The sequence below is a fragment of the Acinetobacter sp. DMC2 genome, from assembly GCF_056314305.1.
The window spans coordinates 270894-297625 of sequence record NZ_JBQUYP010000007.1; the positions used below are offsets into that span (position 1 = coordinate 270894).

The window sequence follows — 26732 nt, forward strand, 5'->3', positions numbered from 1 at the left end:
CCTAATAGGTGTCGGTGTCGGTGTCGGTGTCGGTGTCGGTGTCGGTGTCGAATCATTATCGTCAGACCCACACCCACTTAAAGCTATAAAAATCAAAGCAATGCTGCTTCCTTTTACTATGTTATTCATCACATGAACCCTTTTTTTATTAAAAATGTGAAAATTTAACATTTTTAAAATAGATCAATTATAATGCAGTTGTAAAGATCAAATTTGAAAAAAGGTTCAACATGGCAGCTTATAATCAAATTGAAATATTCGAACAAAGTCAAAAATGGTTTGACCAGTTGCCATTAGAATGGAAAAACTGGCTTGAAGAAAATTTAGAAAAAGGATGTGGAATTGAACAATTAGTCGATGTGTTAAAAGCAAATGGATTTGAGCCAAGATTTGAAATGAATGATTTGAAATTTCAGACTTTATTGGATCATGATCAAGAGTGGATCATTGAACAAGTTTTAAATGAGGTTACGTCTGAGGAAATAGTAAAAATATTAATAGAGCAGGGGCATGATGGTTTAAAAGTAAAAGAATATCTAAATAATTTAGAAAATAATCAGCTATATAAAATTTTGAAGAAAAAGCATCATCAACTTAAAAAACGTGAATGGCTAATAGAAACTGTAGATCAATTGGCACAGCTAAATTCTGGCTATAGTGAAGAAATTCCTTCAATTACTGCTCCACGGTTCTCTGTTTTTATAAAGAATTACTATAGTCAACATCGGCCTGTCATTTTAAAAGAAGGAATAGAACATTGGTCAGCTTTGCACAAATGGTCTCCGCAATATTTTGCTTCTAAATTTGGCCATCATTTAGTTGAAGTTCAGATGAATAGAAATTTAGATGAACAGTTTGAAAGACATTCTCTATCACTAAAACAGAAAATGAAGATGTCAGAGTTTGTATCAAAAGTTATGTCAGTTGATGCCAGTAATGATTTTTATATGACTGCAAATAATGCGACTAACAGTCATCAGATGCTTCAAGAGCTATTTTTAGATATTGGTAATTTTGCAGAAGGTTATTGCGACTTGGCTTTAAAAGATGAGCGTAGTTTTTTATGGTTTGGACCTAAAGGAACATTTACGCCATTACATCATGATTTAACGAATAATATGTTGGTTCAAATTTATGGACGCAAAAAAGTAACTTTAATTCCTGCCTTACAAGTTCCTCATCTGTATAACGATCATTGGGTGTTTAGTGAATTAAATAATGCAAATAAAATTGATTTTGAAAAATATCCTTTGGCAAGATCAATCACTCCAGGGGAATGTATTTTGAATGCTGGGGAAGCTTTGTTTATCCCAATTGGTTGGTGGCATAGTGTAGAAAGTTTAGACGTCTCAATCAGTATTTCTTTTACCCATTTTAATGCGCCAAATCATTATGTTGATCGGTTTCCCAAAGAGGTCTAAGAATGAAAATTGCATCTTAAACCGTTCAGTGTGACAATTGCTCGGCCCATACTATTTTTCAAATATGAAGGAAAATTGTTACCCTATGACCACACTCCAATCGAACAATGCAGAACTTAATCAGAAGCAGGTATTAATGTTAATGGAATACCTGACGCAATGGTTAATTCGTTCAGGAGTGGGATATAACGACTTTGTGACTGCTTTAAAACCTATTTTCTATCAACAGGCTTTAACTGAGCTAGAGCGTATAGAACAAAAGCCAACTGATTCAGCGGTCAGTTTACTTTCAGGGTTACATCGCAAAGACGTGAATGCATTTAAAAAGGCAATGCAGGCTGGGCAACCTTTAACAGAAGCAAAAGTAGCAGAGCCAGTAAGTGTTCCTGCTCGGGTGATTGGCTTGTGGCTTGCAGAGGGATTAGCAGAAAAAATTCCTTTTATTAGTGAAAATCAGATTAGCTTTGAAAGTTTGGTAAAGAAAATTTCAACTGAAAAACATCCAAGATCTATTCTGAACGAACTTGAGCGTTTGAACATTGTGAAAGAAGAAGATGGCCTTGTGATGTTGCAGCAGCGTAGTTTTATGCCTGATGTTGAGCAATTCGAGGTTCGAAAATTATTAACGAATAACTTAGAGGCACATTTAGCTGCCGGAGTTCATAATTTATTTCAGCCAGAAAAAGAACCCTATTTAGAACAAGCAATTTTTGCTGATGAATTAACAGATGAATCGATCACTTTACTCAAAGACGCAAGTTTACGCTTGTGGGAAGATCTATCACTACAAATACTTAAGTTAGCCATTGAACGTTGTGCACTCGATGAAGGTAAAGAGGGGGCAACCAAAACTTTCCGTTTCGGAGCTTATCAATATGATGAAAACAACTTATAAAAAACTAATAATATCCATGAGTTTCATTTTAATGGGTGGTCTTTTGACTGCTTGCGGAGAGGATTTATTCGCAGGTGGCGCCAGTTTAGGTGGATCGGGAAATCCGACTAAACCTGGTAAACCAGGTGATTATGAGACACCTGCCGATGGTGAGAAAGGTGACTCAAAAGATAATGAAATTTGGCTACCTGCACCTGCTGAAGATGACTGTAATGGCTTGCATCGTAAATTACAGTTCCTGAATAATGTAACGCGTGAACCCATCGAAAAAGAAACAGTTTTTAAATATGCACAGCAGTTAACTTTAAATGGCACAATTGCTTTGCAGATTACTCAAACTAATAAGGGATTAGAGAAAATACAAGAACAACAACCAGCCTGTTATGTCCCTTTAGAACTCTATTTATTTGGAAATAATAAACGTTCTTATCCAGAAAATGAGTGTAAAGAGACTCAAACTTACGAATATCAGCCTAATGAAACCAAAACTTTCATTGTCAATTATCCTGCATTTGAAGTCATGAATGGTACTTGGAAATATGGTTTAGAAAGCACCTATTTGAAAAATGAGCAGGAGTTAAAACAATGCGAACCTTTAACTATTCAATTTAAAATAAGTGCGCCACCTGAGCCGATTAAAATTAATTAAGATGAGCCACTCATGAGCTATAAAATTTTAAGGGAAGTATGAGTTAAGCTTGCTCTAGCACTTTTTCATCATAAGTGATTTGAGCTGCTAAAACTTGCTCAATATTGGTTTCGGCCCATTCCTTTAATTGGAATGCCATTGAAGCTACATTTTGCCCTAAAGCAGTAAGTGAGTAATCAACACGAATTGGGGATGTATTCTGAATTTTACGCTCAATAAAACCGTCTCTCTCCAGCATTTTTAACTTCTGTGATAAGACTTTAGGGGAGATACCTTGAATATTCTTTTTGAGCAAATTGAAGTGCTGAGTTTCCTCCTCAAGAACATTTAAAATCAATAAAACCCATTTATCTGCAATTTTTTCAAAAAATAAACGAGCAGGGCAATGTTGTTGAAAAATATTATATTTTAGACATTCATTCATACCATTTACCTATAATTTCTTGAAAAAATTACCCTAGTTACCAACTAGTAACTAATTGACACCTAGTTTCTAAAATATATCATAAAGTGGAATTTAATAAAACAAAGGTTTGCTTCCATGTCTAACTCTAATATCGCGGTTGTATATTTCTCTGGTTATGGCCACACTAAAGTCGTGGCTGAAACGTTTGCAAACGAAATTAATGCTCAGCTCATCCAAATTGATCAAGAGGGAAATATTACTGATCAAGATTGGCAGACATTAAATGATGCGAAGGGGATTGTTTTTGGTGCGCCTACTTATATGGGTACAGCGCCATGGCAGTTTAAAAAGTTTGCTGATGCAACTTCAAAAGTGTGGTTTACACGTGGTTGGCAAGATAAAGTATTTGCTGGTTTTACAAACAGCGCGAGCTTAAATGGTGATAAGCAAGTAACTCTTATTCAACTGCAAACTTTAGCATCACAGCATGGCGGCATTTGGGTGAGTCTTGGTTTATTGCCAGCAAATACGAAAGATGCAACACGTGAAGATGTAAACAACTTAGGCGGTTCGGTAGGGCTTTTAGTTCAATCGCCTTCTGATGCAAGTGTGGAAGAGGTTCCGACAGGTGATCTTGAAACAGCAAAACTTTATGCTCAACGTGTACAAAGCATTGTAAATAAAATTTTTGGTTAATTTGACTATAAAAAAGGCGCTTTAAGCGCCTTTTTTATTACTCATGCTCGTTATGTTGCGGAGCATTATATTTAAAGCCTTTGGTTTTATAGGCCAAATAACCTACACCAATTACGGCCCAAGCTAAGCCAATTTGTAAGGCAAGCTTATCAATTTCTAACCACATCATAAACACACTGGCAAAACCAAGCGTTGGTATAACAATATAATTAATGATGTCTTTAAGCGTTTTATTCTTGCCATCTCTTAATGCATAGCGAGAAACTACAGAGAAGTTAACAAAACTAAAAGCAGTTAAAGCACCAAAACTAATCAAGTTAACAATATGTTCAAGATCTAAAAAGCCAGCAGATAAAGCAACCACACCTACAATAAGAATGTTGTAAGTTGGGGTATGCAATTTTGGACTGATATGACCAAATAATTTCTTGTTGATGACTCCATCTCGTCCCATCACATACATTAAGCGTGATACACCCGCATGTGCAGAAATACCTGATGCCATCACAGCGACTACAGCAAAATATAAAACCAAAGTTTTAAACATCAAACTACCAATCGCAGCGACCATCACAGGTTGTGATTCATCTAAAGGATTGAAGTAAGTGTTTGGATTGCTTGGGAAATATAATTGGATGAAGTAAGTACTTACAATGAAAATAATACCTGCAAGTAATGCTGTAGAAAAAATAGCTTTTGGTAGCGTTTTTTCTGCATCTTTTGTTTCTTCAGCAAGAGACGATAAAGCATCAAATCCGGTAAAAGAGAAGCAGAGTACAGTCGCGCCAGCAATTAAAGAACTGACAGATGTCATATCGTTCCAAAAAGGAGTTAATGACCACAATGCCGCTTTATCTGGATTTAAAGTTCCATCTGCATATACACCTTGAGTAAGTAAGGTATATACTTGATAAACAAAATAAAAAATTACGCCAAGCTGAATAACAACAATCGTACTGTTAAAACGTGCAACGAACCGCGCACCAAATAAATTAATAACAGTCATAAGCGTTGTTAAACCAATCACCCATAACCAGTTATTTACTTCTGGAAAAAGAGCTCTTAGATAAATATCTGCCAAGATAATATTAACAAGCGGTGACAGTAGATAGTCTAACCAAGAAGACCAACCCACCATAAAGCCAACATTAGGGTGAATTGATTTTTGAGCATACGTATAGGCCGACCCAGAAGAAGGGTAGCGCTTAATCATATGTCCATAACTGATCGATGTTAATAAGATTGCGACTAATGCAAAAATGTAGGAAGTTGGTACATGACCACCACTTCGTTCTGACACTAAACCAAAAGTATCAAATAACGTTAATGGCTGAATGTAAGCTAAACCAATAATAACAATATGCCAAAGTACAAGATTCTTTTGAAGCTTGCCTGTTGGTTTAGTCCCAGATAAATTTGTCAACGGCGTTATCCTCATAATCGTTGATCAAGGATCAGCTTGGTGTTAAGGATCGTTTGAGACGAACGATCCCCCCTACAGAAAAAGATAAAGTGCGCCAATCTATCCTAAATTGATATAAATTGTCAGTACTTTCATCTATTTTTTAGCAATTTTTTTGCCATATGTTTCAAATAAAATAATCAATAAAAATGCTTAGTGATAAAAAAGGTCTGATTCATTATATAAATCAGACCTTTATGGAATTTCTTGGAGTTTAACGTATCGAATTACCAAGCTTTTTCTAAGATATCTCGAATATCTTTTAAGCTTGCTTCTTTCGGGTTATAAATAATTGAGCCATCATTTAGTGCTTTTTCTGCAACTTCATCAAGCTGTGCTTCAGTTACTTTACCTGTTTCACGTAGAGTGCGTGGTAACTTTGTTAAAGTAAATAGGCGATCACGCATTGCTAAGATAGTTGTAATTGCTCTATCTGCACGCTGGGTTGCAGGCGTTTGTGCATAAATATCTGCACCAGCAAGCGGTAATAGTAACTCACCAATTTTCTGACCATTTACTTGTTTATTATATTCAAGTACATAAGGTAAGAATAAATTCATGCATAGACCGTGGGGTAGGTGAGCAACAGCACCTAAAGCATGTCCTAAAGAGTGAACTAGGCCGACCATTGAATTAGAAAATGCAATACCCGCCATTGTGGAAGCTTGAGCTAACTCTAAGCGGCCTTGTGAGTCATTTGGGTTTTCTAAGACATTAAAGAGATTTTCACTAATCTTTTTAATTCCGGCACTTGCATAAGCATCGCTCAATGGATTGGCAGCCATACATGTATAGGCTTCTACACAATGCGTTAATGCATCCATACCAGTCATTGCAGTTAAATGAGGCGGTAATGTAAGTGTCATGCGTGGATCTAAAATCGCTGCATGTGGCATTAAATAATAAGAAGCAAATGCTAACTTAACATTCTTTTGAGTATCTGAAACCACTGCAACCATTGTTACTTCAGAACCAGTGCCTGAAGTTGTTGGAATCACAAAAAATGGTTTTAATGGCTTCGGTAAGTTATGAGCACCTGCATATTGCAGTAAGTCATTTCCACCTTCAGAAACTAAAATATTAGTTGCTTTAGAAGTGTCTATGACTGAACCACCACCTACAGCAATGATCGCATCACATTTGTTTGCACGATAAGCTTCTGCTGCAAGGCGAACAACCTCTAAACTCGAGTCGGGTGGAACATCATCAAAAACATGACCAATGACAGCATCAGTTGTACTAAATGCAGCTTCAATCGGATTTAATAAGCCATTTGCGCGTACACCCTTATCTGTAATGATAAGAGGGCGTTTTGCACCCAAAGTTGCAAGCTCAAACGGAATATGTTCTAACGCAGCATTACCAGCAATGACTTTTACAGGACAAAAGAATTCGTAATATGGTTTGGCCATGTTATGCGCTCCGCTTGAAATAGGACTTGGCTACTTTTAGGTAAATATTTGCAGCCTCGTTGAATTTTTCTTTTAGGCTAAGTTCGGTTGGGTATTCTTTGACTGCTAGTGAAGCAACCAATTTAGGTAAAATAAGAGCTTCCATTTTATTTAGGCAGCGTACTAAACGGATAGCAGCAGATACATCACCATCGGCAATCATTCGGTCATTGGCAAATGCTTGAGCAGTACTTTCTTGAAAAGAAAATACCAAAAAGGCATGAGTGACGTGTTTGAATGTAATCGTTAAGTCTGGTTTTCTTTCAGCTCTTTGAAGTAGTTCTAACTGTTTGTCTTCTGTCACTCGAGCAAAAAATGCTGGTCCATTCGGGAAAACATTCATTGAAAGTACAAAGTGAACAGGAAATTTAGATACTTCCTCTTGTATTTCAGTGTCCACTTGACTTGCCATGACCAAGCCACGACCAATAACATCCATCATGAGCTTAACGTAGGCAAGTTGCAGAGTCGGCTTTACCGCTTTTGTCGAAATCACTCGCGTATCCCTTGTTAAAATTATGCGAAAGCAAATTTAGAGTAATTACTCTAATCCATTTTTATTTCATCGCAAAGCGATTTATTCATATTTGACTTTAGGGTCATTAAAGTACCCAGTACTATTAATATACTCAATAAAGTCCTGACAAAGTTGACCAAATGATGGATAAGGAGTCACTAAATCTTGTATACGTACCATTTCTAACCCTGCATAGCCGCAAGGATTGATGGTCTGGAATCCATCTAAGGCACAGTCCAAGTTTAATGCTAATCCATGATAACTTCGACCACGACGAATTTTAAAACCTAAAGAACCGATCTTGCGGCCATCTACATATACTCCAGGTGCATCGGGCTTGGCATAAGCTTCAATTCCATATTTTTTTAAAACATCTATCATGAATTGTTCAGCAAAACTGACCAATGTACGTACGTTCCATTTTAGACGATTAAGATCAAACATGAAGTAAGCCACGAGTTGACCAGGCCCATGCCAAGTCACTTGTCCGCCACGGTCAGTTTGTACGACTGGAATATCTGATGAAATTAGGATGTGCTCAGGTTTACCAGCTTGACCTTGTGTTAAGACATTATGATGTTGAAGTAACCATAACTCATCAGGCGTATCTTGATCACGCTCGTTTGTTAAGAGTTTCATGGTTTCGAACTTGCTTTGATAATCTTGTAAATCGTTCCATTGGCGAATGATCAAGTTGGGTTTATCAAGGCTCATCACAATATCTTCCTATAAGTTGGTTTCTGCGGCACCCAGTTAATATCTGCAAGATAGAATCCGAAAACCCTGTAATTTTAAAGGATTTTATAATAGGGTTTCTAAATATTTGTATTGTTTTTTCACTGTTTGATAGCTTAAAAATTTCTCAAAAAAATACCACAGTAAGAGTGTCTGACTGTGGTATTGATTGAAGAACTTAAAATTAAAGCGCAGTTCTAATCTGCGGGCAAGCAGCCAAGTCAGCATAAAGTGCATGAACTTGTTCTAATTCTTCAAAGCGCAATTGTGCTGTTAAAGAATGATACTTGCCGGTGCGAGATTCTTGAACTTTTAATGTTGAGTGGTCGAAGTCTGGGAAATGTTTCACCAAAATATCGACTACAGCAACACGTAATTCTTCACCCGCATCGCCAATAAGTTTAATTGGATAATCCATCGGAAATACCCAAAGATGTTCTTGTAGTTCGCGAGATGGAGTGCGGTCTAACATAAGTTACCTCATGATTTGAAACGCCTGCATTATCGCAGGCGTTTATAGCTCTTTCTATTAAATGGGGCTTGGTTTTGAAATTTCAAGCCTTCAAAACTTAGTCATTTTCCAAGAAAGAACGTAAGTGTTCAGAACGAGAAGGGTGGCGTAATTTACGCAATGCTTTCGCTTCAATCTGACGAATACGTTCACGTGTTACATCAAACTGCTTACCCACTTCTTCTAGGGTGTGATCGGTTGGCATATCAATACCAAAACGCATCTTCAATACTTTTGCTTCACGTTCAGTTAAGTTTTCCAATACTTCGCGTGTTGCTTCTTTTAAGCCTTCTGAAGTCGCAGCATCAATTGGAGAAGTGATGTTTTGATCTTCAATGAAATCACCAAGATGCGAATCTTCATCATCACCAATAGGTGTTTCCATTGAAATTGGTTCTTTGGCAATTTTAAGTACCTTACGAACCTTAACTTCGTCCATTTCTAAACGTTCACCTAATTCTTCAGGTGTTGGTTCACGGCCCATTTCTTGTAACAATTGACGAGATACACGGTTGATCTTGTTAATTGTTTCAATCATATGTACAGGAATACGAATTGTACGAGCCTGATCGGCAATCGAACGGGTAATCGCCTGACGAATCCACCAAGTTGCATAAGTCGAGAATTTATAACCACGACGATATTCAAACTTGTCTACAGCTTTCATCAAACCAATGTTCCCTTCTTGAATCAAGTCAAGGAACTGTAAACCACGGTTGGTATATTTCTTCGCAATCGAAATTACCAAACGAAGGTTGGCTTCTACCATTTCTTTCTTAGCACGGCGTGCTTTCGCTTCGCCAATTGCCATACGCTTAGAAATATCTTTAATTTCAGCAACGCTTAAACTAAGTTCTTTCTCAATATCTGCAATTTTTTGCTGGAACGCTAAAACATCCGGACGAACTTTTTCTAAATGCGCCTTGATTTCAGCAGGAGCTTTAGCAATTTGTTCATCTAACCAAGCTGGATTAGATTCTTGCTTAGGGAAAGATGTACGGAATTGAGTACGATCCATACGGCCACGACGTACTGCATAACGCATGATTTCACGTTCATTGGCACGAATTTGTTCATGTGTGCCACGAATCATTTCAGAAATGATATCGAATAAACGTGGTGTAAATTTAAACATCATAAACACAGTAGCTAACGCCTCTAAAGCTTCGTCTGCTTCAGGGCTGTTACGGCCATGTTTCTCAATAATACCTTTTGTTTTAGTCCATGCAGATTCAAGTTCATTAAAACGAATCTTTGCAACTTCAGGGTCTGGACCAGACTCACCTTCAGAATCATCGTCGCTTTCCGACTCTTCATCTTCTTCGTCATCGTCAAGCTTAACTTCTTTTGCTGGTGTAGCTGGCGCATCATCTTCTTCAAGTTCTGTTTCTTCTTCTAGAACTTCAGGAATATCTTCGTCAGTTTCCGGATCAAGATAGCCAGATAAAATATCGGCAAGGCGACGTTCGCCAGTCAAGAAATCATTATATTCTTTTAATACAACTTCAACAGCATTTGGCCAGTACGCAATTGAATTAAGGACATCACGGATCCCTTCTTCAATACGTTTTGCAATGCTGATTTCACCTTCACGGGTTAACAGTTCAACTGTACCCATTTCACGCATGTACATACGTACAGGATCTGTCGTACGTCCAGGCTCATTTTCAACCGATGCAAGTACGGCAGCAGCTTCTTCTTCAGCAACTTCATCAGCTGTGTCAGTTGACTCACCGAACATGGTATCGTCAGATTCAGGTGCACGCTCGTGTACAGGAATACCAACGTCTTGAAGCATTTGAATAATGTCTTCAATCTGTTCGCTTTCAGTAATCGAGTCCGGCAGATGATCGTTAACCTCAGCGTAAGTTAAGTAACCTTGTTCTTTGCCTCGGCTAATCAGAGCCGCTACTTGAGAAGTAGGGGAATGCATATCGCTCATCTTTGCTTACTCTTCGTTGAATCTGTGGCAGTGAAAAACCGTGCATGATAGCACAATTTGCTTGAAATGTTTTGGGTTTGATCGGTAACCGTTAAATAAAAAATATCTTTGAATTCACGTCTGTTTTTTGAATATTGGGCTAAAATCATTTTTTTCAAGCTTAAATCATCGAAAAGATCATAGAATTTTTTCTTGATCAAAAAAATAGTTGAGTTTTATAAATACACAATTTTTCGGGTGAAAAAAAGTACAAATATGCAGTTTAATGAAAAAAATATAAATAAAACTTGACATGATTCTGTAAGAGAGATAAATAGCGCCTAGACCCATTCACATTTTTTCATTAGAGGTAGTTTTAGTGTCTTCTACAGATTTTGAACTAGATGATAACTACGGTGATGATGATGATGTCGGTTTTGATGAGTCATCAGGCAAAATCACTGCGAAAGAATCATTAGAAAAACGTAGATTAATTGATGATCTATTGGCTCAACGCCGTTTAGAGCGTGAGTTGAAAGATTTTGATTATGATTTAGACGATGATGATCTTGATGATGAAGACTAATCAAATCTGAATAGGGCATCGTCAGCTTAAATGCTATGCTATCGTAGATTTCTTTTTTATAGTCAGGTAACACAATGAGTGCGTTAGATTTAGACCAATTAAGTGAATATCTAGATGGAGACCACAATGAGTATGGTCTAGATTTCGCTGCAACTCATGGTTTTCTGTGTGCAATTGCAGTAGGCCCTCAGTTTGACCGTTGGTTAGATGAGCTGTTTGATAATAACCATAAAAAGGTTCCTGCTGAAATTATTCAGCAAATCAAGGCGTGGTTAGAGTCAATTCGACAAGATTTAGCAAATGAGAATGGAATTGTATTTCCATTTGAAATTGAAGAAGCTGATGTTGAATCTAGCTTAGGCGACTGGAGTGTGGGATTTGTTGATGCAATGTTCTTAAATGAAGAGGCATGGTTTGCCCCTGAACATGAAGAACAATTAATTGATTTAACTTTACCAATGATGGTATTTAGTGGAATTGATGAAGAAGATCCTCAGATGGAATCTTTCCGTCGTAATGGACAGTTAATGGATGAACTGGCAGAAGAAATTCCAGATAATTTGAATGAATTATATTTGATGTACCATACTCCAAATTAATTTATTAGAAGAAATAATAAATAACGTCCTTTCTAGGGCGTTTTTTATTATTTGGCTTTTTTAATTGTTTAAAGAATGAAGCAGTCTTTTTAAGGTTTTATCTTAAATTTAGAGCTTTAATCGGGATGTTGAACGAGTTGTTTTCATAATCTGGTGGAGTTTGGATGTTAAAAGTTTCAAAACTAGCTTGAAGTGAATAAATTAGTTTTGAAGGGCTATGTAGTTAAAATATTTTTATTATTTAGGATTTCTGTAAAAAGGCATTTAGAAAACTAAATGCCTTTTCATTAAAAATTATAAACGTTTACGCTTTGCAGCTGCGATTTGCGACTGACGCATACGGAAACCAGCTTTTTGTTTTTCAGTTGTCTTGTCGATGCAATACACGCATGAAACACCATGTTCATAACTTGTTAAAGCTGACTCTTCTGGAGTTAATGGCCAACCACAAGCATGACATTTAATATTTACGCCTTCCTCAACGCCATGAGTTACAGCAGTACGTCCATCAAATACGAAACATTCGCCTTCCCATAAACTTTCATCGGCAGGGGTTTCTTCTAAGTATTTAAGAATACCACCTTTGAGGTGATAAACCTCTTGGAAGCCTTCTTGAAGAAGTAATGATGTTGATTTTTCACAGCGAATACCGCCTGTACAGAACATCGCAATTTTTTTATCTTTATGTTGCTCTAGCTCTTTTTTGACATATTCTGGGAATTCGCGGAATGTCTCAGTTTTAGGGTCGATTGCACCTTTAAAAGTGCCTGCCTTATATTCATAGTCATTACGTGTGTCGATTAAAATTACATCATCACGTGCAATTAAATCATTCCACTCTTTTGGATCGAGGTAGTGACCCACTAAGTCGCGGGGTTTAACCTCAACACCTAAAGTTACAATCTCTTCTTTAAGTTTAATCTTCATTTTACGGAAAGGTTTGTCAGAGCTATGGGATTCTTTGTATTCCATAGAAGCAAAACCTTCATTAAGCAAAAATTGATAGAGACTATCAATTGCTACACGATCGCCCGCAACAGTACCATTAATTCCTTCACCTGCTACAATCAGAGTTCCACAAAGGTTAATTGTTTTCACTAAGTCTAATAGACGTTGCTGAAGATCTGCAGGATCTTGAACTTCTTTAAATTGATATAGTGCTGCAACAACCCAACCCGCGGTCGCTTGCTGTTCTACAGGTGCAAGCTGTTCTACAGTAGCGTTCATGGAAAACTCCAAATGTATTAAGATATAAATTTAAGGCGCATATTTTAGCGCGAAAATGTGTAATAAGCGAGAAAACCATAAAAAGTATATGGTTTATTTAAGGAGTTTGTTTTGAGTAATGATCATCGAATGCTCTCTCTCACCCCATGTGCAGGGCGTTGTTCAACAGTTTTTGGTGATCAGGTGTGCCGTGGTTGTCGCCGTTTTAACCATGAAGTAATTCAATGGAATACTTATACAGCAGAGCAACGCTTGGCTGTGTGGAAGCGCTTAGATGATCAGTTGAATCAAATCCTAGTACCTATGTTGCCTCATGCGAACTTGCAGCATGTAGAGGGATTTATTTTAAGTAAGCGTGTTCGGTTGATGGAAGGGGCGAGTAAGGGCCGCAAGCTTTATCATGCTTTGAAAATATGTGAAAAAAATAAGCATCTGGCACACGAGAGTGGTTTGGGTATTTCAGAACCTCAAGTCAAAACAATATGGGTTGAATTTGAAAGACGCGTTCTAGCTTTGGCTAAAGCGAGTTATGAGTTGGCTTGGCTCCGAGCTGATGGGATTAGTCATCATTTATTAAGTGTGTTTGATGAAGAATAAGTTTTAAATTGAATTGAAAATACCACAATAAAAAAGCTGCCAGAAGGCAGCTTTTTTATCATTAATTTTCTTTCGAATATTAACGTTTGATATCGCGCTGAGTCGGGCCAGTGTAAAGCTGACGAGGACGACCGATTTTGTATGGTGCGCTGTGCATTTCTAACCAGTGGCTGATCCAACCTACTGTACGTGCAAGAGCAAAGATTACTGTAAACATTTCTGTTGGGATACCAATCGCTTTAAGGATGATACCTGAGTAGAAGTCTACGTTAGGGTAAAGTTTACGTTCAACAAAGTACGGGTCGTTCAATGCAATACGTTCAAGTTCCATAGCAAGCGCTAATTGAGGATCATTGATATTTAATGCTTCAAGAACTTCGTCACAAGTTTGTTTCATGACTTTAGCGCGTGGGTCGAAGTTTTTGTACACACGGTGACCGAAGCCCATGAGTTTAACTTCTTTACGTTTTACTTTTTCCATGAACTCAGCAACGTTTTCTACACTGCCGATTTCATCAAGCATCTTAAGAACAGCTTCGTTTGCACCACCGTGAGCAGGTCCCCAAAGCGCAGAAATACCTGAAGAGATACATGCGTATGGGTTTGCACCAGTAGAACCAGCAAGACGTACTGTAGATGTCGAAGCATTTTGTTCGTGATCAGCGTGAAGCGTGAAGATACGATCCATTGCACGAGCAAGAACAGGATTTACTTTGTAATCACGGTCAGCAGGAGTAGCAAACATCATGTGTAAGAAGTTTTCCGCGTAATTTAAGTCATTACGTGGATAGATGAATGGTTGACCTACTGTGTATTTGTAACTCCAAGCAGCAAGCGTTGGAATTTTTGCAATTAGACGAATCGCAGTGATTTCACGGTGATTGATGTCTTCAATGTCGAGGTTGTTGTGATAGAACGCAGATAATGCACCCACAACACCAACCATGATTGCCATAGGATGAGCATCACGACGGAAACCATTGAAGAAGCGGCTAACTTGGTCATGAACCATAGTATGAGCACGAACTTTGGCATCAAATTCTGTTTTTTGTTCAGCAGTTGGGAGCTCGCCATTTAATAATAAATAACAAGTTTCAAGATAGTCTGCTTGAGTTGCTAATTGGTCGATTGGGTAACCGCGGTGTAATAAAATACCTTTGTCACCATCAATGAACGTAATTTTAGACTCGCATGCAGCTGTCGCCATAAAACCAGGATCGAAAGTAAAATGACCTTCTTTCAATATGCTGCTGACATCAATTACATCTGGACCTAAAGTGCCACTGTAGATTGGTAAACCAATTTCTTTGCCATCAAGATGTAATACGGCTTTTTTGCCATTTGCTTCAGACATTCAATAGATCTCCTGTCCTGGTGAATGTTGATCTGACTCGAAATCCTAATGTTCTCATGTGCGAATCAGACGGTGTCAAAATTTGCTATAAGATTAGTGAGTACTGAAATTTTGTCAATTATACTTATGGATAAAAAATAACGTTCTCACAGAGAGTTAGTCATCAAGACCCGAGCAAAAAAGTCAGTAAAATCACTGCATCGGGATGGTATAATAAGTCAATTCAATAAGAACGTGCAGAAAAAAAATGAAGTATCAGTACAATTGTAAGCAAATTTTTAAATTAAGATGAGGAATGGCAAGTCGGTAGAAAATGCCAATCCAATTAAAAAAATCATAAAACTCATGGTGTAATTTAAAATTAATAATCAAAAAACACTCTATTTTTATTTAGTTGTAACAAAGAATGTTGCTGTTTTTTTAAGTTTAATTGTATAAAAAATAGCTAATTGAACTGCGTTAAAATAATTATAAATTTTATTTTCAATAAAAATCGCTTTCTCAAATGTATTTTAGATTGACTGATTTGTATTGAATCCAACTAACTTCACTTAGTTGAATTGTAGCTTTTATTGAAAATATGAGCAGTTACTAACATTTTTCTATTTATATGATGAATTTATAACTTTATCTTTAGTCTAAAACTTACTTATTTAAAAGAAATTTCAGAAAAAATGAAATTAAATAAAAAGTTATTTTAAACAATAACATGATGAAACTCTGAATGCCATTTTAACAGGGTTAATAGGGTGATATCATTGTTAATGATTCTTATTTAATTGTTTTTTGCTTAAATGGGAAAGTGGATTGTTTGTATTTTGATACTTCGCGTTTTATAATTCAGTGTCGTTTATAGGTTAGGCATGAGCTGTGCTTGCCTAACAATGCCAGCTTTCCTTGGAATTAATTCAACAAACTCCGGTCGGAGTTTCTACCTACAGGATGCCCGCTGTGAAAAGCAACAGACCTGTCAATTTGTCCATGGGTCAGGTGTTAGCGGTAAATTTACGCTCACCCGTGGCTATTGCATCAATTTTACACCGTTTATCAGGTGTCATCGTTTTCTTATTAGTACCAGTTCTATTATGGATTTTAGATAAATCATTATCTTCACCAGAAGGATTTGACTACGTTAAAAATGTCGTGTTTGGAAATATCCTTGTACGTTTTATCGTTTGGGTATTTGTAGCCGGCTTGTTATTCCACTTTATTGCTGGAGTAAAGCACTTACTTGCAGATTTAGGTTTTGCTGAAGAACTGCAAAGTGGTCGTATAGCAGCGACAATTTCATTGATCTTATCTGTGGTAGCTATTATCGCAGCCTTTATATGGATTATGTTCTAATGAAAAGTGCTACAGGTTTAACTGGTTCAGGTTCTCGTGATTGGTTTATCCAGCGTGTAAGTGCGGTTGTACTTGCAGCCTATACTGTTGTTCTTTTGGGTTGGATTCTCTGCAAAGGTGGATTTGACTATCAACAATGGGCTGGTTTCATGATGACATTACCAATGAAGATTTTCTCTTTATTGGCAATTTTATCGCTTATCGCACACGCATGGATTGGTATGTGGCAAGTTTTTACTGACTATGTCACTACTCGTCAAATGGGTCCTTCAGCGAAAGGTTTACGCCTTGTACTGACGACGGCTGTCATTATTGCAGTGTTTGTGTACGCAATCTGGGGTATCCAGATTTTCTGGGCGAATTGATAGGAAGACATCATGGGCGCGATAACCCCTAAAGAAGATTATTCAAATATTCAAAACCTCACTTTCGATGCAGTTATCGTTGGTGGTGGTGGTTCTGGTATGCGTGCATCTTACCAACTCGCTCAAGCGGGTTTGAAGGTTGCAGTACTCACTAAAGTTTTCCCGACACGTTCGCACACTGTAGCTGCTCAAGGCGGTATCGGTGCGTCGTTAGGTAATATGCAAGAAGATAACTGGCATTTCCATTTTTACGATACAGTAAAAGGTTCTGACTGGTTAGGTGACCAAGACGCAATTGAATTTATGTGTCGTGAAGCACCAAAAGTTGTATATGAACTTGAACACATGGGTATGCCGTTTGACCGTAACGCTGATGGTACAATTTACCAACGTCCGTTCGGTGGTCACTCTGCTAACTATGGTGATAAACCAGTTCCACGTGCTTGTGCAGCTGCGGACCGTACAGGTCATGCATTATTGCACACGCTTTATCAAAGCAACGTGAAAATGGGTACTCAATTCTTCGTTGAGTGGATCGCTCTTGATTTGATCCGTAACGAAGCTGGTGATGTTCTTGGTGTAACAGCAATTGATCAAGAAACTGGTAACATTTCAGTATTCCAAGCAAAAGCGACATTATTTGCTACTGGTGGTGCTGGTCGTGTTTACCGTGCATCAACAAATGCTTATATCAACACTGGTGACGGTCTTGGTATGGCTGCTCGTGCTGGTATTCCATTACAAGATATGGAATTCTGGCAATTCCACCCAACGGGTGTTGCGGGCGCTGGTGTATTGTTGACTGAAGGCTGTCGTGGTGAAGGTGCAATCCTTCGTAATAAAGACGGCGAACCGTTCATGGAGCGTTATGCACCGACTTTAAAAGACTTGGCTCCACGTGACTTCGTTTCACGTTCTATGGACCAAGAAATTAAAGAAGGTCGTGGTTGTGGTCCAAAAGGTGATTATATCTTACTTGATATGACTCACTTGGGTGCTGAAACAATCATGAAGCGTTTACCATCTGTATTTGAGATTGGTAAAAAATTCGCGAACGTTGATATTACAAAAGAAGCGATTCCTGTAGTACCAACAATCCATTATCAAATGGGTGGTATTCCTACGAATATGCATGGTCAGGTGTGTTTACCTGAAGTGGGTACAGACAACTACACTAAACCTGTAAAAGGTTTTTATGCAATTGGCGAATGTTCTTGTGTATCAGTACATGGTGCAAACCGTTTAGGTACTAACTCACTTCTTGACTTGGTTGTATTTGGTAAAGCTGCTGGTGAGCACATTATTGATTACGTAACTAAGCATCATGGTGATGAATATGCACCTCTTCCAACAAACGTATTAGAGCAAACATTAGATCGCGTACGTAAATTGGATGACTCGACTTCTGGTGAAAATGCTCAAGAAGTTGCTGATGCAATTCGTGATATCGTTCAAGATCACGCTGGTGTATTCCGTACTCAAGCATTGCTTGATAAGGGTGTAAAAGAGATCCTTGCTCTTGAGCCACGTGTACGTAACATCCACTTAAAAGATAAATCTAGAGTATTTAACACTGCACGTGTTGAAGCGCTTGAAGTTGAAAACTTGTATGAAGTTGCAAAAGCAACTCTGATTTCAGCAGCTGCGCGTAAAGAGTGTCGTGGTGCGCATACTGTAGTTGATTATGAATTACCAGCTGATCACCCAACTTATTCATACGGTCGCCGTGATGATGAGTGGATGAAACATACGTTATGGTATTCATCAGATAACCGTTTGGAATATAAGCCAGTGCGCTTCAAACCGTTGACTGTTGATGCAATTCCGCCAGCACCACGTACATTCTAATCGGGAGTATAAAGATGAGTAGAGGTACTCGTACATTCGAAATCTACCGCTATGATCCTGATAAGGATAAAGCGCCGTACATGCAAACTTTCAAGCTTGAATTGACTGACAAGCACCGTATGCTGCTTGATGCATTGCTTGCATTGAAAGTTCAAGACGAATCGTTAACATTCCGTCGTTCTTGCCGTGAAGGTATTTGTGGTTCGGATGGTGTGAATATCAATGGTAAAAATGGTTTGGCTTGTTTAGAAAACCTGAATGATTTACCAGAGAAAATCGTAATTCGTCCATTACCAGGTTTGCCGGTGGTTAAAGATTTGGTTGTTGATATGAACCAATTCTATGATCAATATGACAAGATTCAGCCATTCTTGATCAATAACCAACCAGCTCCACCTAAAGAGCGTTTACAATCTCCTGAAGAGCGTGAACACTTAAACGGTTTGTATGAATGTATTCTTTGTGCATGTTGTTCAACTTCATGTCCATCGTTCTGGTGGAACCCTGATAAGTTCTTGGGTCCTTCAGCATTGTTGAATGCATACCGTTTTATTATTGATTCTCGTGATACTGCTACTGCAGACCGTTTGTCTCGTCTTGACGATCCATTCAGTTTGTTCCGTTGTAAAGGTATCATGAACTGTGTGTCAGTATGTCCTAAAGGTCTAAATCCTACAAAAGCAATCGGTCACATCCGTAATATGCTATTAGATCAAGCGGGTTAATTCTGCACAAATAGAGAACGCACATCCTTGATGTGCGTTTTTTTTTAACTTTATAATGTAAACTTTAGACTTTGGTCGAAAAAGATGAGGTTTTTATATATTGCACCATATATTAAAAGATAAAATCGCATATGTATTTCGCCAATTTATAGGTGGTATGTGTCAAAAAAATCAATCGTTCGTTAAGAACATGATACGATTTGCCACAAAGTTATAGGTGAAAAAAGCGTATACTATTGAAATTAATTTAAGTAGCACAATCTTAGATCTGTGCTTAATTTTTATGGTTAAAGTCATTTTAGAAAAGTTAATTTTAAAGTTAATTTTTCTAAAAAGATTTGCAAAAAATTGCTCGGTTTTAATCGAGTATAAGATGAGTGATGATGCCATTGAGGGTGTTGTGATTCATTAATTACCTATGGAGTTTCCTCTCTAGGTAGTATGACGCCCCATGGTCTTAAAGACCTGTTGGGTAAGTAATGCCTTTTTTACCAATTTGGCATTATGCATCATGGGTGTGCTTAAAAGGCAGCCTGTAATATTTTTTGCAATAGGAAATGGGTCCACAAATGCAAGAAGTTGCTGACGCATTGCGTCTTGACACTGAACTTTCCGCTGATAGTGCAGCGTATATTGAAGAACTTTACGAGCAGTACCTGTCTTCCCCAACCTCTGTAGCTGAGGACTGGCGCCAATATTTCGATAAATACCCAAAGGGTGACCAACCACACGGTGCTGTGCGTGAGCAATTCCTATTACTAGGACGCAATGCTAATCGTGTTCAACCTGTTGTACAAAGTACGGTAAGTACTGAGCATGAGCGTCGTCAAATCGGCGTTTTACAACTTATTGCTGCTTATCGTAATCGCGGACATCAAAAAGCTAAGTTAGATCCATTAGGTCTTGCTAAGCGTGAAGAGATTCCAGATTTAGAGCTTTCAGCTCACGGTTTAACCAAATCAGATCTAGACACAGTATTTAACACTGGCAATCTTGAGATTGGCAAAAGCGAAGCTACGCTTGCTGAAATGATTGAAGCAATGGAAGCAATCTATTGTGGTTCAATCGGTGTTGAATATATGCATATCGTGGACACAAAAGAAAAGCGTTGGATTCAACAGCGTCTTGAAAGTGTTCGTGGTCAGCTTAATTTTACAAATGATCAAAAGAAAGGGTTCCTGGAGCGTTTAACCGCTGCAGAAGGACTTGAAAAATACCTAGGCAATAAATACGTTGGTGCTAAGCGCTTTGGTGTAGAAGGTGGTGAATCTTTTATTCCTATGGTGAATGAAATCATTCAACGTGCTGGTGCTGTTGGTTGTAAAGAAGTTGTTATTGGTATGCCACACCGTGGCCGTTTAAACCTTCTTGTTAATATTATGGGTAAAAACCCTGCAGACTTGTTTGGCGAGTTTGAAGGTAAAGCTATTCATAAGAAAGGTTCTGGCGACGTTAAATACCATCAAGGTTTCTCAAGTAATGTAATGACTCCTGGTGGCGAAGTTCACTTGGCATTAGCATTTAACCCATCTCACTTGGAAATCGTTGGTCCTGTAGTTGAAGGTTCTGTGCGTGCACGTCAAGTGCGTCGTAGAGACATCGGCGGTGATGATGTATTACCAGTCATTGTTCATGGTGATGCTGCATTTGCAGGTCAAGGTGTGAACATGGAAACTTTCCAGATGTCACAAACTCGTGGCTATACGGTTGGTGGTACTGTACACATTATCGTGAATAACCAAGTTGGTTTTACAACTTCTGATCCACGTGATGCGCGTTCTACTGAATATTGTACTGACGTTGCAAAAATGATTCAGACGCCAATTTTCCATGTGAATGGCGATGATCCTGAAGCAGTAATCTTTGCTACTCAATTAGCACATGATTTCCGTCACGAATTCCGTAAAGACGTAGTACTTGACTTGTTCTGTTACCGTCGTCGTGGTCATAATGAAGCAGATGAGCCATCTGGTACACAGCCATTGATGTATCAAGTGATTGCTAAAAAAGCAACAACTCGTACACTCTATGCAGACCAACTTGTTCAAAACAAAGTAATTGATCGTGCTGAAGCAGACCAAATGGTTGAAGATTACCGTGCTGATTTAGAAGCCGGAAACCATGTGGCAAACGCTTTGGTGCTTGAACCAAATACAAAAATGTTTGTTGATTGGACACCTTATTTGGGCCATGACTATACAGACGATTGGGATACTTCATTTGACTTAAATCGCTTAAAAGAATTAGGCGAGGGCATGAGCAAACTTCCGGAAGGATTTGTTATGCAGCGTCAAGTGCAAAAAGTAATTGAAGATCGTGTGAAAATGCAAACTGGTGAAACTGCATTGAACTGGGGTGCTGCTGAAACTTTAGCTTACGCAACCTTGATCGATGAAGATTACCTTGTTCGTATTACTGGTGAAGACGTTGGGCGTGGTACATTCTCGCACCGTCATGCAAAATTGCATAATCAGGTAGATGGCTCAACGTATATTCCGCTTTGTCACGTTAAAGAAAATCAGCCTCGTTTTGCAATTTATGATTCTTTATTATCTGAAGAAGCTGTTCTTGCATTTGAGTATGGTTATGCAACTACAATTCCTAAGAGCTTAATTATTTGGGAAGCACAATTTGGTGACTTCGTAAACTGTGCTCAGGTTGTAATTGACCAGTTTATTGCTTCTGGTGAGACTAAGTGGGAACGAGTTTGTGGTTTAACAATGTTGTTACCACACGGTTTCGAAGGTCAAGGTCCAGAGCATTCATCAGCTCGTTTAGAACGTTTCTTACAGTTATGTGCTGAAGATAACATGCAAGTGATCACTCCAACGACACCTGCACAGATTTTCCATGCATTACGTCGTCAAGCTGTACGCCCAATTCGTAAGCCATTGATCGTAATGTCACCGAAATCTTTACTTCGTCATAAACTTGCGACCTCTACTTTAGAAGAGCTTGCAAATGGTTCATTCCAAACTGTAATTGACGAAATCGATCAAATTAATAAGTCAGATGTAACTCGCCTTGTACTTTGTGGTGGTAAAGTTTATTACGACTTACTTGAAAAACGTCGTGAACAAAACTTAACTAACGTCGCAATTGTACGTATTGAGCAGTTATATCCATATCCAGAACAACGTCTTGCGGAAATCTTAGCTGCATATCCAAACGTGAAAGAACTTGTTTGGGCACAAGAAGAGCCGAAGAACCAAGGCGCTTGGTTATTTATCGCACCGCGTTTATACGACGATATCTTAAAATCTGGCAAACAAATCCGTATCAGTTTTGCAGGTCGTGAAGCTTCTGCTGCACCAGCTTGTGGCTCACCGTACTTGCATGCAAAACAACAAGCTCAGCTAATTAATGATGCATTGGCAATCGAAGCTGAACAATCAGGAGATTCTCAATAATGGCAACCGAAATTAAAGCACCGGTATTCCCAGAGTCTGTTGCAGATGGAACCATCGCAACTTGGCACAAAAAGGTGGGTGAACCTGTATCACGTGATGAAGTGATCTGTGATATTGAAACCGACAAAGTTGTTTTAGAAGTGGTTGCTCCTGCAGATGGTAGCTTAGTTGCAATCATTAAAGGTGAAGGCGATACAGTTCTTTCTGACGAAGTGATTGCTCAGTTTGAAGCTGGTGCTGGTGCAGCTGCTGCTCCTGCAGTAGAGCAAGAAGTTGCTCAAACTCAGGCTGGTGCAGCTCCTGTTGTTGAGCGCACTGAAGCTGTATCTGGTCAAGCTCCTGCAGTTCGTAAAGCTTTATCTGAAACTGGTATTGCTGCTGCTGACGTACAAGGTACTGGTCGCGGTGGTCGTATCACTAAAGAAGATGTAGCAAACCATCAAGCTAAACCAGCTGCTAACGTTACTCCGTTAAGCGTAGCTGTTGGTGAGCGCATCGAAAAACGCGTTCCAATGACTCGTTTACGTAAGCGTGTAGCTGAGCGTCTTCTTTCTGCAACTCAAGAAACTGCAATGTTAACTACATTTAACGAAGTTAACATGAAGCCAATCATGGAATTGCGTAAGCAATATAAAGATGCGTTTGAAAAACGCCATGGCGCTCGTTTAGGCTTCATGTCATTCTTTGTTAAAGCTGTAACTGAAGCACTTAAACGCTATCCTGCGGTAAATGCGTCAATTGATGGCGACGATATTGTTTATCACGGTTACTATGACATCGGTGTTGCAGTATCTTCTGATCGTGGTCTTGTTGTTCCAGTATTACGTGATACTGATCGTATGAGCTATGCAGAAGTTGAAGCAGGTATTGGTGCTTATGCTGCTAAAGCACGTGACGGTAAATTATCTATCGAAGAAATGACTGGTGGTACTTTCACTATTACTAACGGTGGTACTTTCGGTTCATTACTTTCAACTCCAATTTTGAATCAGCCGCAAACAGGTATCTTGGGTATGCACAAAATCCAAGAGCGTCCTATGGCTGTAAATGGTCAAGTTGAAATCTTGCCAATGATGTATTTAGCGCTTTCTTATGACCATCGTATGATCGATGGTAAAGAAGCAGTAGGTTTCTTGGTAGCAATCAAAGAATTGTTAGAAGAGCCAGCTAAACTCATCCTTGATCTTTAATTTCTTCGAATAATATTACCGAGATAGAGCGATCCTCTATCTCGGACCATGGAGATAAACAATGTCTCAACAATTTGATCTTGTTGTTATTGGCGGTGGTCCTGGTGGTTATGAAGCTGCAATTCGTGCTGCTCAACTAGGTTTTAAAGTCGCTTGTATCGAAAAACGTATTCACAACGGTAAGCCATCTTTAGGTGGTACATGCTTAAACGTAGGTTGTATCCCTTCTAAAGCATTACTTGACTCTTCACATCGTTATGAAGATACAGTGCATCATTTAGCTGATCACGGTATTACTACAGGTGAAGTGAATTTTGATCTTGCTAAGCTTCTTGCTCGTAAAGACAAAATTGTTGACCAATTAACTGGTGGTATCGATCAATTGCTTAAAGGCAATGGTATTGAGTGGTTAAAAGGTACTGGTAAATTACTTGCTGGTAAAAAAGTTGAGTTTGTTTCACACGAAGGTGAGACTCAAGTTTTAGAACCTAAATACGTAATTCTTGCGTCTGGTTCTGTACCTGTAAATATTCCAGTAGCTCCTGTAGATCAAGATATTATTGTTGATTCAACTGGCGCATTAAACTTCCCAGAAGTACCTAAACGTTTAGGTGTTATTGGTGCTGGTGTAATCGGGTTAGAACTTGGTTCTGTTTGGCGTCGTCTTGGTGCTGAAGTTGTTGTATTTGAAGCGATGGATGCATTTTTACCAATGGCTGATAAAGCTTTGGCAAAAGAGTACCAAAAGCTTTTAACTAAGCAAGGTCTTGATATTCGTATTGGCGCTAAAGTTGCTGGTACTGAAGTTAATGGTCGTGAAGTGACTGTTAAATACACTCAAGGTGGCGAAGAAAAAACTCAGACTTTTGACAAATTAATCGTTTGTGTAGGCCGTAAAGCTTATGCAGAAGGTTTATTGGCTGATGATTCAGGCATTAAATTGACTGAACGTGGTCTAGTTGAAGTAAACGATTACTGTGCAACTTCTGTAGAAGGTGTATATGCGATTGGTGACTTAGTTCGTGGTCCAATGCTTGCTCATAAAGCAATGGAAGAAGGTGTAATGGCTGTTGAACGTATCCATGGTCATGCAGCTCAAGTGAACTACGACACAATCATTTCTGTTATCTATACACATCCGGAAGCGGCATGGGTTGGTTTAACTGAAGAACAAGCTAAAGAAAAAGGTCATGAAGTTAAAACTGGTCAATTCGGTTTTGCGGTAAATGGTCGTGCTTTAGCGGCGGGTGAAGGTGCTGGTTTCGTTAAGTTTGTTGCTGATGCAAAAACTGACCGTTTATTAGGTATGCATGTCATTGGACCTGCTGCATCTGATATCGTACACCAAGGTATGATCGCTCTTGAATTTGTATCTTCTGTTGAAGATCTTCAGTTAATGACATTTGGTCATCCAACATTCTCTGAGGTTGTTCATGAAGCTGCACTTGCTGTAGATGGTCGTGCAATTCACGCGATTCAACGTAAGCGTAAATAAAATAAAGAGCGGTTCTCCGCTCTTTTTCACATTTGATGGTGTGATTAAAAAAACATCAAGGTGATAGAGGTAGACAGCAATTTGCATATACAACATGAGAATGTTGCGCAAATTGAAGACAACAAACAAAGTTAAGTAGGTAACTAAATGAACTTACATGAGTATCAAGCTAAAGCGTTATTGAAAGAATATGGTATGCCGGTACAAGAAGGTATCTTGGCAACCAATGCAGACGAAGCAGTTGCTGCATTCGAACAGCTTGGTGGTAAATTCGCTGTAATGAAAGCGCAAGTTCATGCTGGTGGTCGTGGTAAGGCTGGTGGCGTTAAAGTTGCAAAATCAAAAGAAGACGTTATCGAATTCGCTAACAACATCATTGGTACTCGTTTAGTAACGTATCAAACAGATGCAAATGGTCAACCAGTAAACAGTATCATTGTTGCTGAAGACGTATACCCAGTTGAGCGTGAGCTTTACTTGGGCGCGGTTGTAGACCGTTCTAGCCGTCGTATTACTTTCATGGCTTCTACAGAAGGTGGTGTAGAAATCGAGAAAGTTGCAGAAGAAACTCCAGAAAAAATTATCAAAGTTGAAGTTGATCCATTAGTTGGCTTACAACCATTCCAAGCGCGCGAAGTTGCGTTTGCTTTAGGTTTGAAAGACAAGCAAATCAGCCAATTTGTTAAAATTATGGCTGCTGCTTACCAAGCATTTGTAGAAAATGACTTTGCATTATTCGAAATTAACCCACTTTCAGTTCGTGAAAATGGCGATATTTTATGTGTAGATGCAAAAGTTGGTATCGACTCTAACGCGCTTTACCGTTTACCTAAAGTTGCTGCTTTACGTGACAAATCTCAAGAGAATGAGCGTGAATTAAAAGCATCTGAATTTGATCTTAACTATGTTGCTTTAGAAGGTAACATCGGTTGTATGGTTAACGGTGCTGGTCTTGCAATGGCAACTATGGACATCATTAAACTTTATGGTGGCCAGCCTGCAAACTTCCTTGACGTTGGTGGCGGTGCAACTAAAGAGCGCGTAATCGAAGCGTTCAAAATCATCCTTGCTGATACATCTGTACAAGGTGTTTTAATTAACATCTTCGGTGGTATCGTACGTTGTGACATGATTGCTGAAGCGATTATTGCAGCGGTTCAAGAAGTAAATGTAACTGTTCCAGTTGTTGTTCGTTTAGAAGGTAACAACGCGGAGTTAGGTGCTAAATTACTTGATGAATCTGGTTTGAAATTAATTTCTGCGAACGGCTTGTCTGATGCCGCAGAAAAAGTTGTAGCTGCAGTTAAAGCGTAAGGGGAGTATCAATC

At 38.7% G+C, this 26732-nt stretch carries 25 protein-coding genes and 2 pseudogenes; 16 read left to right on the top strand and 11 right to left on the bottom strand.

Annotation, left to right across the window (positions count from 1 at the left end; all coding sequences use genetic code 11):
• Window positions 1-129 (bottom strand): annotated as a pseudogene (locus ACT53H_RS16525) (hypothetical protein); the annotation flags it as partial.
• Window positions 130-230: 101 nt separating this feature from the next.
• Between ACT53H_RS16525 and ACT53H_RS16530 the strand changes: the two are divergent.
• The 3 genes from ACT53H_RS16530 (at window position 231) to ACT53H_RS16540 (ending at window position 2965) form a co-directional block, all read left to right on the top strand.
• On the top strand, window positions 231-1421 hold the full coding sequence (locus ACT53H_RS16530; protein WP_476009689.1) for a cupin-like domain-containing protein: 1191 nt from the start codon (window positions 231-233) through the stop codon (window positions 1419-1421).
• Between the two features lie 85 nt (window positions 1422-1506).
• Window positions 1507-2316: a DUF6502 family protein gene (locus ACT53H_RS16535; protein ID WP_476009690.1), complete on the top strand. Its 810-nt coding sequence runs from the start codon at window positions 1507-1509 to the stop codon at window positions 2314-2316.
• 16 nt (window positions 2317-2332) lie between these two features.
• Complete coding sequence (locus ACT53H_RS16540) at window positions 2333-2965, top strand: hypothetical protein (protein ID WP_476009691.1); 633 nt, start codon at window positions 2333-2335, stop codon at window positions 2963-2965.
• 43 nt (window positions 2966-3008) lie between these two features.
• Here ACT53H_RS16540 and ACT53H_RS16545 read toward each other — a convergent pair whose 3' ends face one another.
• Window positions 3009-3389 (bottom strand): winged helix-turn-helix transcriptional regulator, encoded by a 381-nt coding sequence (locus tag ACT53H_RS16545; RefSeq protein WP_238612616.1) that lies wholly within the window; start codon window positions 3387-3389, stop codon window positions 3009-3011.
• A gap of 117 nt (window positions 3390-3506) precedes the next feature.
• Between ACT53H_RS16545 and ACT53H_RS16550 the strand changes: the two genes are divergently transcribed.
• A complete protein-coding gene (locus ACT53H_RS16550) occupies window positions 3507-4067 on the top strand; it encodes a flavodoxin family protein (RefSeq protein ID WP_016143322.1) in 561 nt (186 codons plus the stop codon).
• A gap of 37 nt (window positions 4068-4104) precedes the next feature.
• On the opposite strand, the gene ACT53H_RS16555 is transcribed toward ACT53H_RS16550, so the two are convergent.
• The 6 genes from ACT53H_RS16555 to rpoD all read right to left on the bottom strand — a co-directional run bounded on the left by ACT53H_RS16555 (window position 4105) and on the right by rpoD (window position 10685).
• The gene (locus ACT53H_RS16555; RefSeq protein ID WP_353158345.1) at window positions 4105-5490 is read right to left on the bottom strand and encodes an APC family permease; all 1386 of its coding nucleotides are present in this window, start codon (window positions 5488-5490) and stop codon (window positions 4105-4107) included.
• A 266-nt stretch (window positions 5491-5756) separates the two neighbouring features.
• Window positions 5757-6941 (bottom strand): iron-containing alcohol dehydrogenase, encoded by a 1185-nt coding sequence (locus ACT53H_RS16560; protein ID WP_004789399.1) that lies wholly within the window; start codon window positions 6939-6941, stop codon window positions 5757-5759.
• A 1-nt stretch (window position 6942) separates the two neighbouring features.
• Window positions 6943-7476, bottom strand: a complete 534-nt coding sequence (locus ACT53H_RS16565) for a hypothetical protein (protein ID WP_004789401.1) — start codon at window positions 7474-7476, stop codon at window positions 6943-6945.
• Window positions 7477-7557: 81 nt separating this feature from the next.
• Window positions 7558-8211 (bottom strand): lipoyl(octanoyl) transferase LipB, encoded by a 654-nt coding sequence (gene lipB, locus ACT53H_RS16570; protein ID WP_005310047.1) that lies wholly within the window; start codon window positions 8209-8211, stop codon window positions 7558-7560.
• Between the two features lie 205 nt (window positions 8212-8416).
• Window positions 8417-8704 (bottom strand): YbeD family protein, encoded by a 288-nt coding sequence (locus ACT53H_RS16575; RefSeq protein WP_002116017.1) that lies wholly within the window; start codon window positions 8702-8704, stop codon window positions 8417-8419.
• Window positions 8705-8801: 97 nt separating this feature from the next.
• Window positions 8802-10685, bottom strand: a complete 1884-nt coding sequence (rpoD, locus tag ACT53H_RS16580; RefSeq protein WP_005310050.1) for an RNA polymerase sigma factor RpoD — start codon at window positions 10683-10685, stop codon at window positions 8802-8804.
• 358 nt (window positions 10686-11043) lie between these two features.
• On the opposite strand from rpoD, the gene ACT53H_RS16585 reads away from it, so the two are divergent.
• Both ACT53H_RS16585 and ACT53H_RS16590 read left to right on the top strand, forming a co-directional pair.
• Window positions 11044-11250 (top strand): PA3496 family putative envelope integrity protein, encoded by a 207-nt coding sequence (locus ACT53H_RS16585; protein ID WP_002116495.1) that lies wholly within the window; start codon window positions 11044-11046, stop codon window positions 11248-11250.
• Window positions 11251-11324: 74 nt separating this feature from the next.
• Window positions 11325-11849, top strand: a complete 525-nt coding sequence (locus tag ACT53H_RS16590; protein ID WP_004789407.1) for a YecA/YgfB family protein — start codon at window positions 11325-11327, stop codon at window positions 11847-11849.
• Window positions 11850-12143: 294 nt separating this feature from the next.
• Here the strand turns inward: ACT53H_RS16590 and trhO are convergent, their stop codons facing one another.
• Entirely contained in the window at window positions 12144-13076 is a 933-nt protein-coding gene (gene trhO / locus ACT53H_RS16595; protein ID WP_049838014.1) for an oxygen-dependent tRNA uridine(34) hydroxylase TrhO, read from the bottom strand.
• Window positions 13077-13187: 111 nt separating this feature from the next.
• Between trhO and ACT53H_RS16600 the strand changes: the two genes are divergently transcribed.
• Complete coding sequence (locus tag ACT53H_RS16600) at window positions 13188-13673, top strand: DUF1289 domain-containing protein (protein ID WP_107881187.1); 486 nt, start codon at window positions 13188-13190, stop codon at window positions 13671-13673.
• A 79-nt stretch (window positions 13674-13752) separates the two neighbouring features.
• Here ACT53H_RS16600 and gltA read toward each other — a convergent pair whose 3' ends face one another.
• Both gltA and ACT53H_RS16610 read right to left on the bottom strand, forming a co-directional pair.
• The gene (gene gltA, locus ACT53H_RS16605; protein ID WP_004789414.1) at window positions 13753-15027 is read right to left on the bottom strand and encodes a citrate synthase; all 1275 of its coding nucleotides are present in this window, start codon (window positions 15025-15027) and stop codon (window positions 13753-13755) included.
• Window positions 15028-15388: 361 nt separating this feature from the next.
• A pseudogene (locus ACT53H_RS16610) lies at window positions 15389-15472 on the bottom strand (hypothetical protein); the annotation flags it as partial.
• 497 nt (window positions 15473-15969) lie between these two features.
• On the opposite strand from ACT53H_RS16610, the gene sdhC reads away from it, so the two are divergent.
• The 9 genes from sdhC to sucC all read left to right on the top strand — a co-directional run bounded on the left by sdhC (window position 15970) and on the right by sucC (window position 26718).
• Window positions 15970-16371 carry a succinate dehydrogenase, cytochrome b556 subunit gene (sdhC, locus tag ACT53H_RS16615; RefSeq protein ID WP_081399112.1) on the top strand — a complete coding sequence of 134 codons (402 nt, stop codon included), beginning with the start codon at window positions 15970-15972 and terminating at the stop codon, window positions 16369-16371.
• On the top strand, window positions 16371-16736 hold the full coding sequence (gene sdhD, locus ACT53H_RS16620) for a succinate dehydrogenase, hydrophobic membrane anchor protein (RefSeq protein WP_003655454.1): 366 nt from the start codon (window positions 16371-16373) through the stop codon (window positions 16734-16736). The genes sdhC and sdhD overlap by 1 nt, the downstream gene beginning before the upstream one ends.
• Window positions 16737-16748: 12 nt before the next feature.
• The gene (sdhA, locus tag ACT53H_RS16625) at window positions 16749-18584 is read left to right on the top strand and encodes a succinate dehydrogenase flavoprotein subunit (protein WP_004789419.1); all 1836 of its coding nucleotides are present in this window, start codon (window positions 16749-16751) and stop codon (window positions 18582-18584) included.
• A gap of 14 nt (window positions 18585-18598) precedes the next feature.
• Complete coding sequence (locus ACT53H_RS16630; protein ID WP_004789420.1) at window positions 18599-19309, top strand: succinate dehydrogenase iron-sulfur subunit; 711 nt, start codon at window positions 18599-18601, stop codon at window positions 19307-19309.
• Between the two features lie 283 nt (window positions 19310-19592).
• Window positions 19593-19721 carry a hypothetical protein gene (locus tag ACT53H_RS16635; protein WP_081399426.1) on the top strand — a complete coding sequence of 43 codons (129 nt, stop codon included), beginning with the start codon at window positions 19593-19595 and terminating at the stop codon, window positions 19719-19721.
• Between the two features lie 157 nt (window positions 19722-19878).
• Entirely contained in the window at window positions 19879-22719 is a 2841-nt protein-coding gene (locus tag ACT53H_RS16640) for a 2-oxoglutarate dehydrogenase E1 component (RefSeq protein WP_004789422.1), read from the top strand.
• Window positions 22719-23909: a 2-oxoglutarate dehydrogenase complex dihydrolipoyllysine-residue succinyltransferase gene (odhB, locus tag ACT53H_RS16645; RefSeq protein WP_004789424.1), complete on the top strand. Its 1191-nt coding sequence runs from the start codon at window positions 22719-22721 to the stop codon at window positions 23907-23909. Before ACT53H_RS16640 ends, odhB begins: the two co-directional genes overlap by 1 nt.
• A 61-nt stretch (window positions 23910-23970) precedes the next feature.
• Window positions 23971-25404, top strand: coding sequence for a dihydrolipoyl dehydrogenase (gene lpdA / locus ACT53H_RS16650; RefSeq protein ID WP_004789427.1), 1434 nt, complete (start codon window positions 23971-23973; stop codon window positions 25402-25404).
• Window positions 25405-25551: 147 nt separating this feature from the next.
• A complete protein-coding gene (sucC, locus tag ACT53H_RS16655) occupies window positions 25552-26718 on the top strand; it encodes an ADP-forming succinate--CoA ligase subunit beta (protein ID WP_003655470.1) in 1167 nt (388 codons plus the stop codon).
• Window positions 26719-26732: the final 14 nt, after the last annotated feature.

Excerpts from the sequence above, each read along its gene's own strand:
- ACT53H_RS16530 (WP_476009689.1), top strand. The coding sequence starts at position 231 with ATGGCAGCTTATAATCAAATTGAAATATTCGAACAAAGTCAAAAATGG.
- ACT53H_RS16535 (WP_476009690.1), top strand. The coding sequence starts at position 1,507 with ATGACCACACTCCAATCGAACAATGCAGAACTTAATCAGAAGCAGGTA.
- ACT53H_RS16540 (WP_476009691.1), top strand. The coding sequence starts at position 2,333 with ATGAGTTTCATTTTAATGGGTGGTCTTTTGACTGCTTGCGGAGAGGAT.
- ACT53H_RS16545 (WP_238612616.1), bottom strand. The coding sequence starts at position 3,389 with ATGAATGAATGTCTAAAATATAATATTTTTCAACAACATTGCCCTGCT.
- ACT53H_RS16550 (WP_016143322.1), top strand. The coding sequence starts at position 3,507 with ATGTCTAACTCTAATATCGCGGTTGTATATTTCTCTGGTTATGGCCAC.
- ACT53H_RS16560 (WP_004789399.1), bottom strand. The coding sequence starts at position 6,941 with ATGGCCAAACCATATTACGAATTCTTTTGTCCTGTAAAAGTCATTGCT.
- lipB (WP_005310047.1), bottom strand. The coding sequence starts at position 8,211 with ATGAGCCTTGATAAACCCAACTTGATCATTCGCCAATGGAACGATTTA.
- ACT53H_RS16575 (WP_002116017.1), bottom strand. The coding sequence starts at position 8,704 with ATGTTAGACCGCACTCCATCTCGCGAACTACAAGAACATCTTTGGGTA.
- rpoD (WP_005310050.1), bottom strand. The coding sequence starts at position 10,685 with ATGAGCGATATGCATTCCCCTACTTCTCAAGTAGCGGCTCTGATTAGC.
- ACT53H_RS16590 (WP_004789407.1), top strand. The coding sequence starts at position 11,325 with ATGAGTGCGTTAGATTTAGACCAATTAAGTGAATATCTAGATGGAGAC.
- trhO (WP_049838014.1), bottom strand. The coding sequence starts at position 13,076 with ATGAACGCTACTGTAGAACAGCTTGCACCTGTAGAACAGCAAGCGACC.
- gltA (WP_004789414.1), bottom strand. The coding sequence starts at position 15,027 with ATGTCTGAAGCAAATGGCAAAAAAGCCGTATTACATCTTGATGGCAAA.
- sdhC (WP_081399112.1), top strand. The coding sequence starts at position 15,970 with ATGCCCGCTGTGAAAAGCAACAGACCTGTCAATTTGTCCATGGGTCAG.
- sdhD (WP_003655454.1), top strand. The coding sequence starts at position 16,371 with ATGAAAAGTGCTACAGGTTTAACTGGTTCAGGTTCTCGTGATTGGTTT.
- sdhA (WP_004789419.1), top strand. The coding sequence starts at position 16,749 with ATGGGCGCGATAACCCCTAAAGAAGATTATTCAAATATTCAAAACCTC.
- ACT53H_RS16630 (WP_004789420.1), top strand. The coding sequence starts at position 18,599 with ATGAGTAGAGGTACTCGTACATTCGAAATCTACCGCTATGATCCTGAT.
- ACT53H_RS16635 (WP_081399426.1), top strand. The coding sequence starts at position 19,593 with ATGGTTAAAGTCATTTTAGAAAAGTTAATTTTAAAGTTAATTTTTCTA.
- ACT53H_RS16640 (WP_004789422.1), top strand. The coding sequence starts at position 19,879 with ATGCAAGAAGTTGCTGACGCATTGCGTCTTGACACTGAACTTTCCGCT.
- odhB (WP_004789424.1), top strand. The coding sequence starts at position 22,719 with ATGGCAACCGAAATTAAAGCACCGGTATTCCCAGAGTCTGTTGCAGAT.
- lpdA (WP_004789427.1), top strand. The coding sequence starts at position 23,971 with ATGTCTCAACAATTTGATCTTGTTGTTATTGGCGGTGGTCCTGGTGGT.
- sucC (WP_003655470.1), top strand. The coding sequence starts at position 25,552 with ATGAACTTACATGAGTATCAAGCTAAAGCGTTATTGAAAGAATATGGT.